Source organism: Streptomyces sp. CNH287 (assembly GCF_000424825.1).
This window is the reverse complement of record NZ_AUKQ01000003.1, coordinates 669146-680495: the sequence shown is the minus strand read 5'-3', so window position 1 is coordinate 680495 and position 11350 is coordinate 669146. Positions and strand designations below refer to the sequence as shown.

Here is an 11350-nt window from a genome sequence, read left to right as displayed (position 1 = left end):
ACCGAGCAGGGGAACGTCCGGCCTGATGCGAGCCTGAACGCGATCATGGGTGAGCGGCGGCAGCTGATCAATCTCGCCTACCGCCTGCTGGGCTCCCTGACCGACGCCGAGGACGTCGTCCAGGAAGCCTGCACCCGCTGGTACGCCATGACCCCCACCGAACGCGAGGCCATCACCTCCCCCGGCGGCTGGCTCACCACCGTCACCAGCCGCATCTGCTTCGACCTGCTGCGCTCCGCACGCGCCCGCCGCGAAAGCTACGTCGGCGACTGGATTCCCGAACCCCTCCCCGACCACACCGAACGCACCCCCACCCCCGGCAGCACCACCACCGACCCCGCCGACCACGTCACCCTCGACGAATCCGTCAACATGGCCTTCCTCGTCGTCCTCGACTCCATGACCCCCGCCGAACGCGTCGCCTTCATCCTCCACGACGTCTTCCGCTACCCCTTCGCCGAAGTCGCCACCATCGTCGGCCGCAGCCCCGCCGCCTGCCGCCAACTCGCCTCCTCCGCCCGCCGCCGCCTGCGCACCGCCCAGACCCCAGCACCACCCCCCGCCCAACGCACCCAAACCGTCCGCCACTTCAAACAAGCCTGGGAAGCCAAAGACATCCACGCCCTCATCAACCTCCTCGACCCCGACGCCACCGCGATCGCCGACACCGGCGGCCTCGCCCCCGCCCATCCCCGGCCGATCCAGGGCGGCGAGCAGGTCGCGCGCGCCTATCTGGAGATCGCCCGCGCGGCGCCCGGCCTGACGATCCGGCGGAGCACCGTCAACGGCCAGCCCGGCCTGATCGCCCAGCAGGACGGCGTCACCGTGACGGTGTACGCGTTCGAGGTCGTGGAGGACCGGATCACGCGCATCTGGGCCGTACGCAACCCCGAGAAGCTCCGCCCCTGGACAGCTGGCGCGGTACGGGCCGACACGGATGGGCACGGGTCGCACACGGACTGAGATGTGCCTCGCACGGACGGAGACGTGCCGGGCACGCAGCGTGCCTCCGCGCGACCCGACTGGAAAAAATCCTCGGAAGCGTGTCGATTGGACTGTGCCCCGTTCGTCGTCATGGTGTCAGGCGGTCACCGCCACCACGGCGGCCCGCCACGCGAGACACAACCCGACAGGAGCCGGACCATGAAGTACATGCTGCTGATCCACGCTGGTGCCGTCGACGAGAGCGGCGGCGCCGCCGAGTGCACCGTCGAGGACTGGATGGCCTACGACAAGGACGTGCGGGACGCGGGCATCCTGGTGTCCGGGGAGTCCCTGGCCGACCTGGTCACCGCCACGACGGTGCGCGTCGGCGAGGACGGCGCGCGCAGCGTCACCGACGGCCCGTTCGCCGAGAGCCGCGAGGTGCTGGGCGGATTCCTCGTCATCGACGTGCCGGATCTCGACGTCGCGCTCGACTGGGCCGCGCGCTGCCCCGGCGCGCGCGGCAGCGGGGCGGTCGTGGTGCGGCCGATCGCCGACTTCGGCGCCTGATGGCCATGGACGAGGGAGCCGCCGGGGCCGACGCACCCGGCACAGCGCCCCGTACGCCGTCCGCCGGGCCGCCCGCCGCGCCGGGCCCGGCCTCGGCCGCGGAGGTGGCGTCGGTGTTCCGCGAGGAGCGCGGCCGGCTGCTGGCCTCCCTCGTCCGCCGCTTCGGCGATCTGGACCTGGCCGAGGACGTCACCTCCGAAGCCGTCGAGGCCGCCCTGGCGCGCTGGCCGGCCGAGGGCGTCCCGGCCAGGCCCGGGGCCTGGCTGCTGACGGTGGCCCGGCGGCGGGCCGTCGACCGGCTGCGCCGGGACCAGGCGTACGCCGCCCGGCTCGCCGTCCTGCGGGTGGAGGCGGACCGGGCCGACCCCGTGCCGGCGGCCGACGCGGACCGCGACCTGCCCGACGAGCGGCTCCAGCTGTTCTTCACCTGCGCCCACCCCGCGCTCGCGGCTGAGGACCGTACGGCGCTGACCCTGCGGTGCCTGGCCGGTCTGACGACCCCCGAGGTGGCCCGCGCCTTCCTGGTCCCGTCCTCGACGATGGCCCAGCGGATCGTGCGGGCGAAGCGGAAGATCCGCGAGGCGCGCATCCCGTTCCGGGTGCCCGGCCCGGACGAGCTGCCCGAGCGCCTGCCGGGGGTGCTCCAGGTCGTCTACTCCGTCTTCACCGAGGGCTACACGGCCAGCTCCGGACCGCGGCTCCAGCGGCTGGACCTGGCCGAGGAGGCCATCCGGCTGGCCCGGATTCTGCGCCGGCTGCTGCCCGCCGAGCGGGAGACCGCCGGTCTGCTGGGACTGATGCTGCTCATCCATGCCCGGCGCGACACCAGGACAGGCCCGGACGGCGAGCTGCTGCTGCTCGACGAGCAGGACCGCGGGCGCTGGGACCGCGCCATGCTCGAGGAGGGCCGCCACCTGGTGGTCCCCGCCCTGACCGGCGGAGCGCCGGGCCCGTACGCGGTGCAGGCGGCGATCGCCGCGCTGCACGGCGAGGCGGCCGACCTCGCGTCCACCGACTGGCCCCAGATCGTGGCCCTCTACGACGTGCTGTCCGCTCTCGCGCCCTCCCCCGTCGTCGCGCTGAACCGGGCCGTGGCCGTGGCGATGCGCGACGGCCCGGAGGCGGGGCTGGCGCTGCTGGACGAGCTGGCCGACGAGCCTCGGCTGCGCGGCTACCACCCCTATCCGGCGGCCCGTGGCGACCTGTTGCACCGGCTGGGGCGGCCGGACGAGGCCGCGAGCGCCTACCGCGAGGCGCTCGGTCTGGCGGGCACCGAGCCCGAACGGGCCCATCTGCGGCGCCGGTTGCAGGCGGCGCTGGCGTCCGGACCGACGGCGGAGCCGGGCGGCGGTACCGGCTGAGGGGGGGCACCCGGCCGGACCCCGGGCTCCCGCGGCTAGTGCCGCGTCAGGCAAGGTTTGCCCGGTAGCGAGGCGTCCTGGTGCGGCCGGCCGGAAGGCGCCTGATCGGCCTCGTAGTGGGCTACTCGGTCGATCGGGCAACGCAGCGGATGGGCCTGCCAGGACGGCGAACGGAGTGAACCTTGCCTGACGCGGCACTAGCCCAGGCGGCGCAGCCGGGCCGAGAGGTGGTGCTGCAACGGCTGCCCGACCGCCGCGAGTTCGTGGGTGAACGTGAGCGTCTCGTCGTCGCCCAGCACATAGCGGCGGCGGGTGGCGTCGACCTCCTTGGCGGTGGGCGTGCAGGCCACCTCGCCGGTGGCGAGGTCGACCGAGGTGCCGGTCGCGCGGCCGGCCGCGATCTCCGCGATACCGGTGGGCTGGGTGATCAGCGCCTCTACCCGGCCCTCGGGCTGGAGCCGCCACCAGCCGCTCTCCCGTGCCGACGGCCGCAGTGGCGCCCCGTCAGCGCCGACCAGCCAGGCCCGCGCCTCGTAGCGGAGGAAGGGGCGGCCGTCGTGGCTGAAGGTGACCTCCTGCTCGTACGCGAAATCCGCCTCGAGGGTGGGGTATCCGCCCTCGCCCCGGCCGCGCCAGGTGCCGAGGAAGCCGGTCACCGGCGCAAGCAGCGCGTGCGGCGCGGGCGCCTCGCCGGGGCGGTGGCCGTCGGGGTACGGGTGCTCCGGTACAGGGTCGAACACGGTGCGCGCTCCTGGGAGTCGGGGCCGGTGCCGGGGGCAGCCTATGCCCCGTTCCGCGACGCGTGGCGGCTGCGTGCGGCGTGGCGCCCGCTCCGGCTCCACGCCCCTCCTGTCCCGCCCCGCCCCCGGCCAGGATGCGCGCCCTGGACCTCGTGATCCCGCTCTTCGACCGCTTCGAGCCGCTCGGCGCGAGGGGGCCGTACGAGATCCTGGCCCACGTACCCGGCACCACCGTGCGCTCCGCCCCGGTAATCCGAGGCGGAGCGTTGCGACGGCACCTCAGCCGCCCGACGTGCCACCGGTGTTCCGGATCATCTGCTGGAGGACCTTCAGCGTGGTGACGTAGTCGGCGTCGTCGATGCCCCGGTGGATGTCCGAGCGGATCTGCGGGGCGTGCTGCTTGAGACGCAGGCGGGCCTCCTCCCCCTGCTCGGTGATCCACAGCAGCCCCTCGCCGTCACGGCTGAGCCAGCCGCGCTCCAGCAGCACCTCGGCCTCGGCTGCCAGGTCGTCCTCGGCCCTGAGGTAGGACTGCATGGCCTGCCGCAGGTCGGTGAGGGTCCGGCCGTGGCCGTCGGCGGAGAGGTCGGCCTTGGAGAGGTTGCGCAGCAGCCAGAACTGGGGCTGGGTGAAGCCGAGTTCGGCCTGCTGTGCGCGGGTGAAGGCGATGAGGGCCTCGTAGGCCACACCGGTCCAGTACGCCGCCGGCTGGGCGGCGAGTTCGGCGTCGGTGCTCTGCTGCTGGGTCATGTGCGTGCTCCTGCTCCCGGGGGACGGTTGCTGATGCGAGCACGCTAAAATGTGAAGTGCAGTTGAAGTCAACGAGCGGCCATCGGCCGCCCACCGCCGTCAGATGCCGAACCGGGAGGCGATCCCGTCCAGCACGCAGTCCAGGCCCGTCTCGAACGTCCAGGCCGCGTCGTCCTTGCGGGTCGCCCGCAGGCCGTAGCGCTCGTAGGTGGGGTAGCGGCCGGTGCTCATGAGATAGGTCATCTGCGGTGAGAGCCCCGCCCGCATCTCGTCACCGGAGGTCCAGCCCAGCGATTCCGTCCACTGCCGCAGGGCCCCCTCGGAGACCGCCGCCCCGTACGCGAAGGCGCTGACGGTGCGGAAGCTCACCATCATCGCGTCTTCGTCGAGCCCGAGCCCGTCGAGCGCGGCCAACTGCCGTTCGGTGACGGCCATCCGGCCCGGGGTGAGGACGAACAGCGCCGTGGGCAGCTCGCCCGCCCACGGGTGGCGCAGCACCATCTCCCGGGTCAGCAGCCCGAAGGCCCGCAGCACCTCGCGCCAGCCGGTCAGCCCCTCGGGAATCGACTGCTCGGCCGCCACCCGCTCGGCCATCAGCGCCCACAGGTCGTCCTTGCCCGAGACGTGCCGGTACGCGGCCATGGGCGCGACCCCCAGCTCCGCGGCGAGCCGCCGCATCGTGACGGCGGCGAGGCCCTCCGCGTCGGCCAGTTCCACCGCGACGGCCCCGATCCGCTCCAGGGAGAGCGCGGCGCGGGGCGCGACCCTCGACTGCTCCAGGCGCTCCCAGAGCGGCTTGCCCGGCACCGCCGCGCCGTTCTTCTCCTGACCGGCCACAAGTGTGCTCCTCACCGTCGGCCGTAAGCGTACAACGTATCCATGCGTGGACAACGTACACATTGACGTATACGTTGTACGCGCCAAGATACGCCGTACACATCCAGCTCCGCACCGAGGGACTCCCATGACCAGCACCAGCCAGCCGCTCCACGTCGCCGTCCTCGTCGGCAGCACCCGCGAGGGCCGCTTCAGCCCCGTCGTCACCCGGTGGCTGACGGGGCAGCTCGCGCGGCGGAGCGATCTGACCACCGACGTCGTCGACCTCGCCGAGGCCGCGCTGCCCACGGTCCTGCCCGCGTTCGGGCAGCCGCTCGCGCAGGCCACCGAGGAGACGCTCGCGCCGGTGGCCGCGCGCCTCGCGGCGGCCGACGCGTTCGTGTTCGTGACCCCGGAGTACAACCACAGCTACCCGGCGTCCCTGAAGAACGCCATCGACTGGCACAACGAGCAGTGGCACGCCAAGCCGATCGGCTTCGTCTCCTACGGCGGCCTCTCCGGCGGCCTCCGCGCGGTGGAGCACCTCCGCGTCGTGATGGCCGAGCTGAACGCCACGACCATCCGCAACACGGTCAGCTTCCACAACGCCTTCGGCAGCTTCGGCGCGGACTCCTCCGTCGACGACCCGGCGGTCGACGCCGCCGCCGAGGCCCTGCTCGACCAGCTGACCTGGTGGGCGCACGCACTGCGGGACGCCAGGGAGGCACGCCCGTACGCCGCCTGACGCTGCGTCAGCCCGTCAGCGCGACATTCCGCCGCCGCACGGCACCGCACGGCACCCCGCCTCGCCCTGCCACACGCCATCTCCGCTGGGGGAACCATGAGCCGACCGACCGAAGACGCGAACACCCCGGAGCCGGAGGCGGCCGAACCACCGCCCGCAGGCGGGGGCGGCCCGTCGAAGCTCGTGCTCTTCGGGCTTCTGCTCGGCCTGATGCTGGGCATGCTGGACGGCACCATCGTGGGCACCGTCCTGCCCACGATCGTCGGCGACCTGGGCGGCCTCGACCACCTCTCGTGGGTGGTCACCTCCTACCTGATCGCCGCCTCCGTCTCCACCCCGCTGTGGGGCAAGCTCGGCGACCTCTACGGACGCAGGGGCAGCTACCTCTGGTCGATCACGCTCTTCCTCGCGGGCTCCGTACTCTGCGGACTCGCCCAGAACATGGGGCAGCTCATCGCCTTCCGCGCCTTCCAGGGGCTCGGCGCGGGCGGCCTCATGGTCGGCGCCCTCTCGATCATCGGGGTGCTGCTGCCGCCGTCACAGGCGGGACGCACGCAGTCGATGGTCGGCGTGATGATGCCCGTCGCGCTCGTCGGCGGCCCGCTGCTGGGCGGCTTCCTGACCGACCAGCTGGACTGGCGCTGGGTCTTCTACGTCAACCTGCCCCTCGGCGCCCTCACCCTGCTCATCATCGGCATGCGCCTGCGGCTGCCCGCCACCGAGCGGATCGAGGCGCGGATCGACTACGCGGGGGCCGGCCTGCTCTCCGCGGGCATCCTGGCCCTCACGCTGCTCGGCAGCTGGGGCGGCACCACGTACGGCTGGACGTCCCCGCAGATCCTCGGGCTCGGCGTGCTCGGAGTCGGCGCGCTGGTCTGGTTCCACCGGGTCGAACGGCGGGCGGCCGAACCGATCATCCCTCCCCGGCTCTTCGCTGACCGCAACTTCACGCTCGTCCAGGTGCTGACCTTTCTGGTGGGCGCGGTCATGCTCGGCGTCTCCACCTACCTGCCGCAGTACATGCAGTTCGTGCGCGGCGCGTCCTCGACGGCCAGCGGCATGCTGCTGCTCCCCCTGATGGCGGGGATGTTCGGGGCGCAGCTCCTGGTGGGGCGGCGCGTCGCGCAGAGCGGTCGCTACCGCGTCTACCCCATGCTGGGCAGCGCGCTGGCGGCCTCGGGCGCGCTGGCGCTGCTCGCCGTCGGTGCGGACACCCCGACGGCGGTGACCTCCGCGCTGACCCTGCCGCTGGGCGTCGGCCTGGGCTTCGTCTTCCAGAGCACGCTGCTGATCACCATCAACAGCGCCGACCCGCGCGACATGGGCGCCGCCACGGGCACCACCACCCTCCTGCGCACGATCGGCGGCTCGCTGGGGGTCGCGGTGCTCGGCGCCGTCTACACCGGCAGGCTCGCCTCGGGCGGGATGCCCGAGGGGGCCGCGGAGTGGACGCCGGAGGCGGTGCACGGGATGCCGGAGGCGGTGCGGGAGGGCGTACGGCACGCCGTCACCAGCGGGTTGCACGGCGTGCTGCTGGGCGCGGCGCTGCTGGGCTGGGCGGCCTTCCTGGCGGCCTGGCTGGTGCGCGAGGTGCCGCTGCGGCAGAAGTGACCCGCTGCGGGGCGCTCGGGGGCGGGGCACGGAGGCGGGGCGCGCCGCCCCTGCGGGCACCGGCGGGCGGGCGAACGGGAGAGTCATAACCGCGTGCTATGCCCAAACGTGATTACCCCGGTGCCCGCCCGTCGGCAATCCTGGTGACTTCCCCTGGACGCTACGCGCGCGACACCGCGCGTCTTCGGAAACGAGGAACCTTGCGAATAACCAGGATCATCCCCGCTCTCCTCGCAGCCCTGCTGTCCGTGCTCACCCTCACCGCCAGCGCCACCGCGGCCACCGGCACGGCGGCCTCCGGCACGGCGACCGCCACGAACGAGGCCGCGGCGGCCCACTCCGCCGCCCCGGCCGCCGACCGCGGCCCGCAGCCGATCATCGGCGGCGGATACGCGCAGAACGCCCCCTGGGCCGCCCGGCTCTTCTCCAACGGCCGGCAGACCTGTACGGCGACGATCATCGCCTCCAACTGGATTCTCACCGCGAAGCACTGCGTCAGCGGCGGCGGGCTGTCCTTCCGCATCGGCAGCCTCGACCAGTCCAGCGGCGGCACCGTGGCCAACGGCGCCCAGGTCTACAACCACGCCTCCTCGGACCTCTCGCTGGTCCGCCTCGACCGCGCCGTCTCGGCCACCTACGCACGGCTCGGCCAGCCGGGCTCGGTCTCGGTGGGACAGAACGTGCAGGTCTACGGCTGGGGCGCCACGTCCCGGTGCGGCTCGGAGATCAACTGCCAGTCCCAGTACCTGAAGGTGGCGAACGTGACCGTGACCGGCGGCTGCCGGGACGCGTACAACGGCTCGGCGATCTGCGCGCGCCGCGGTGACGGCATCACCGCGGGCGGCGACTCGGGCGGTCCGATGATGGCGAACGGCGCGCAGGTGGGCGTCGCCTCCACCAGCGACCGGCAGACCACCACGGCTTACACGAACGTGACGGCCTACCGCTCCTGGATACAGTCGATCGCGGGTGTCTGAGCAGCACCGGCGCGGTGCGGAGCAGCGCTGCTCCGCACCGCGCCGCCCCGAGCCCGACTGAGTCCGCCGGCTCACGTCCCCCGGGCTCCGGCCCCGGCCCCGACCGCCCTGCGGCCGGGGCCGGGGGCCGTACCGGCTAGGCTCGCTGTCCGGCGGTGCTCCCGGTCAGGGCTTCGCCCAGCCACTCCAGGAAGCCCGGTTCCTCCAGCACCATGTGCCCGCCGGGCACGGTCTCCACCGTGCACTCGGCCGTCGTCTCCTCCGCCCAGCGGTGCAGGCCACGGACGCTGCTGAGCGGATCGACGTCACCCGCCACCGCCCGCACCGGGCAGGCCAGCGGCGCGTGGTCGCCGCGCTGGTACAGCTCGGCGATCCTGGCGTCCGCGCGCAGCGCGGGCAGGAAGACGTCGAGCAGCTCGGGCTCGGCCAGCAGCGGCGGCGGGACGCCGTCCAACTCGTCGAGGCGCTCAAGCAGTTCGGCCGTCGGCAGGTGGTGCAGCGGCGGCACCGGGTGCGGCACGGCGGGGCCGTTGCGCCCGGAGACCAGCAGCGCGACCGGGTCGTCCACGGTGCCGTCGCGCAGGGTGTGCGCCAGCTCGTACGCGAGCAGCGCGCCGAGGCTGTGTCCGAAGAGCAGGTAGGGGCCGTCCACCAGGTAGCGGATCTGCCGGGTGAGGTCGCGTACGAGCGCCTCCATGCTCGTGAGCAGCGGTTCGCCCCGCCGGGTGCCGTGGCCGGCCAGGTCTATCGGGTGAATCCTGACCTGCGCCCCGAAGCGCCGCTTCCAGCGATGGAACATCACGGCGTTCCCGCCCGCGTGCGGGAGGCAGAACAGCTGCGTCTTGCGGTCTTCCACGATGATTCCTCCTCTGCCCGGCTGCCCGTGCCCGATCCGGAGCGCCCGGTTCAGGAGACCGCCGGGGGCTTGGTGGTGTGATCGGTGAGGTGGCGTTGGACGACGGGGGCGAACAGCGCGATGACCCGGTCGAGCGACGCGGAGGCCACCGGCTCGACCGGGGTGATGTGCCGCAGCATCATGAGGCCGACGAGCTGGGCGCCGATCATGATGGTGTGCGGGCACGCACCGGTCGCCGAGGGAGCGCGCGCGCAGCCCCCGGAGGTGCCCAAGACCTCGGGGCTGAGCAGGGCGTCGAGCAGCCGCCCGGCGTCCTGGCGGGTGATCGAGGCGCGGATGATGGCCAGCACCGCGCTGCGGTACTCCGCGGACTCCCAGCGCGGCAGCACCCTGCGCAGCAGGTCCTCGCCCGCCGTGGTGGCGGGACCGGCGGCGGCGCCCTCCACCCGGGGCGGCTCCAGGAGGCGCGCCAGGTCGTCCAGGGTGGCGCGCAGAAGCCCGGCCTTGGAGCCGAAGTAGTAGTAGATCAGGCTGCTGTTGACCGCGGCGCGCTTCGCGATGCCGCGGATGGTGCTGCCCTCGTAGCCGCATTCGGAGAGTTCCTCGCGGGCGGCGCGCAGGATGGTGTCGCGCGCCAGGGTCTCCCGCTGCGCGTCGTCACCGCCGGACGACATCGCTGCCTCCGGCCGCCGCGGCCTGGGTGGGCACCGCGGGGGCCGTCGGCGCTATCTCGAGGTCCAGGACGGTGTCCAGCTGGACTTGCAGGTACTTCCGGCGCAGGCACTCCGTCGTGTCCTGCTGCGGTTCCGACAGGCCCAGCGCGCCCGATTCGACGAGCACCGCCAGGCCCAGCAGCTGGCTGGTGAGCATCACCTGCCGCAACTCCCCCTGGTCCGCGGGCGGCACGGGCGGCGCGGACGCCGGCGGCGCGACGGGTACGGGCGCGGCGGCCGGGGCCGCGACGGGCGCGGGGGCCGCGAGCAGCCGGGCGAGCAGCCGCAGCAGCCGGGAACCGGCGGGCGCGTGCGTCATGGCCGAGGCCATCAGGGCACGCCAGGCCAGGTGGTCCGCGCACCAGGTGGCGTGCAGGCTGTCCGCGAGCCGGGAGCCGTGGGACTCGCCGCGCACGCGGCACTGCTCGCCCCCGAGCTCCCCTCCGGGCTCGCGCGCCGCGTCCGCGCGCCCGGGCTGGGTGGCAGCCCGGAAGAGCAGGGTCTTCGGCCCGAAGTAGTGGTGTACCAGGCGGACATCGACCTGGGCGCGCTTCGCCACGCTGCGCATGGACGTGCCGTCGTACCCGTGCGACGCCAGCTCCTGGCGCGCCGCGTCAAGGATGCGGCTCCTGTTCGACGGACTGCGCATGGGTGCCCCCAGAGGGTAATTCATCCAGTAGTGAGATCGAACTGTAGAGGCTCCGCTGCGCCTCCGACACCCCCCATGGGAGAAATGGGACATGCCACACCGGGCCGGGCCCCGAGACGACGGCACCCGGCTCAGCGCGGCGCCGGGCCGGGTGGGGCATGCTGCGAGGAGGGGCTCGATCCGGCGGCGTACGCGGCCCGTCGGCACCGGCCGGCGCCCGTCCGCACCCGCACACGCGACGACGAGCCCCCCGGCTGCGTAATGCGGGGGAGCTCGTCGGCTCGGGTACCTCGGTCACGGCCGCCGGATGCGGCGCCGCGCGATGCTCACATGCCGTCCGCGGATTCGTCCCGCAGCGAGACGACGAGGCGGGTGATGCCGTCGAGGTTCTTGAAGTTGGCGCCGACGATCTTCTCCGGCGGGATGCTGACCCGGTAGCGCTCGAGGATGAACGAGATCAGCTCGGTCGTGCTGAGCGAGGTGAGTATGCCCCACTCCAGGAGCGGCGAGCTGGGCTGGAGGCCGGATTCACCCTCCGGCAGATACCGCTGCTCCAGAAATCCCGTCAGCTCGGCGATGATCTCTTCGTACCCTTCGGTGCGAGTACTTTCCGTCATGCGTGGGACCTCCGGGGTTCC

At 73.3% G+C, this 11350-nt stretch carries 13 protein-coding genes; 6 read left to right on the top strand and 7 right to left on the bottom strand.

Features of this window, described 5'->3' with window-relative positions:
• The 3 genes from sigJ to H299_RS31855 form a co-directional block, all read left to right on the top strand.
• Positions 1-963, top strand: a 963-nt coding sequence (gene sigJ, locus H299_RS31860) for an RNA polymerase sigma factor SigJ (protein ID WP_078512427.1), incomplete at its 5' end; no start/stop codon positions are given.
• Positions 964-1143: 180 nt separating this feature from the next.
• Complete coding sequence (locus H299_RS0102875; RefSeq protein ID WP_027747175.1) at positions 1144-1494, top strand: YciI family protein; 351 nt, start codon at positions 1144-1146, stop codon at positions 1492-1494.
• A gap of 5 nt (positions 1495-1499) precedes the next feature.
• A complete protein-coding gene (locus tag H299_RS31855; RefSeq protein WP_037757585.1) occupies positions 1500-2855 on the top strand; it encodes a DUF6596 domain-containing protein in 1356 nt (451 codons plus the stop codon).
• 197 nt (positions 2856-3052) lie between these two features.
• Here the strand turns inward: H299_RS31855 and H299_RS0102865 are convergent, their stop codons facing one another.
• The 3 genes from H299_RS0102865 to H299_RS0102855 form a co-directional block, all read right to left on the bottom strand.
• Positions 3053-3595 (bottom strand): heme-binding beta-barrel domain-containing protein, encoded by a 543-nt coding sequence (locus H299_RS0102865; RefSeq protein WP_027747174.1) that lies wholly within the window; start codon positions 3593-3595, stop codon positions 3053-3055.
• A gap of 279 nt (positions 3596-3874) precedes the next feature.
• Positions 3875-4345: a hypothetical protein gene (locus H299_RS0102860; protein ID WP_027747173.1), complete on the bottom strand. Its 471-nt coding sequence runs from the start codon at positions 4343-4345 to the stop codon at positions 3875-3877.
• A 99-nt stretch (positions 4346-4444) separates the two neighbouring features.
• A complete protein-coding gene (locus tag H299_RS0102855; protein WP_051262051.1) occupies positions 4445-5182 on the bottom strand; it encodes a TetR/AcrR family transcriptional regulator in 738 nt (245 codons plus the stop codon).
• A 127-nt stretch (positions 5183-5309) separates the two neighbouring features.
• Here H299_RS0102855 and H299_RS0102850 point away from each other — a divergent pair, with 127 nt between their 5' ends.
• From H299_RS0102850 to H299_RS0102840, 3 genes are all read left to right on the top strand, one after another.
• The gene (locus tag H299_RS0102850; RefSeq protein WP_027747171.1) at positions 5310-5906 is read left to right on the top strand and encodes an NADPH-dependent FMN reductase; all 597 of its coding nucleotides are present in this window, start codon (positions 5310-5312) and stop codon (positions 5904-5906) included.
• 96 nt (positions 5907-6002) lie between these two features.
• Complete coding sequence (locus H299_RS0102845) at positions 6003-7517, top strand: MDR family MFS transporter (RefSeq protein WP_078512409.1); 1515 nt, start codon at positions 6003-6005, stop codon at positions 7515-7517.
• A gap of 200 nt (positions 7518-7717) precedes the next feature.
• Positions 7718-8494 carry a trypsin-like serine protease gene (locus tag H299_RS0102840; RefSeq protein WP_027747169.1) on the top strand — a complete coding sequence of 259 codons (777 nt, stop codon included), beginning with the start codon at positions 7718-7720 and terminating at the stop codon, positions 8492-8494.
• Positions 8495-8630: 136 nt separating this feature from the next.
• Here the strand turns inward: H299_RS0102840 and H299_RS39445 are convergent, their stop codons facing one another.
• The 4 genes from H299_RS39445 to H299_RS0102820 form a co-directional block, all read right to left on the bottom strand.
• Entirely contained in the window at positions 8631-9350 is a 720-nt protein-coding gene (locus H299_RS39445; RefSeq protein WP_051262049.1) for a thioesterase II family protein, read from the bottom strand.
• A gap of 50 nt (positions 9351-9400) precedes the next feature.
• A complete protein-coding gene (locus H299_RS31845) occupies positions 9401-10024 on the bottom strand; it encodes a TetR/AcrR family transcriptional regulator (protein WP_051262048.1) in 624 nt (207 codons plus the stop codon).
• Complete coding sequence (locus H299_RS40135) at positions 10008-10712, bottom strand: TetR/AcrR family transcriptional regulator (RefSeq protein WP_051262047.1); 705 nt, start codon at positions 10710-10712, stop codon at positions 10008-10010. The genes H299_RS31845 and H299_RS40135 overlap by 17 nt, the downstream gene beginning before the upstream one ends.
• 326 nt (positions 10713-11038) lie before the next feature.
• Positions 11039-11329 (bottom strand): acyl carrier protein, encoded by a 291-nt coding sequence (locus H299_RS0102820; RefSeq protein ID WP_027747168.1) that lies wholly within the window; start codon positions 11327-11329, stop codon positions 11039-11041.
• Positions 11330-11350 lie beyond the last annotated feature (21 nt).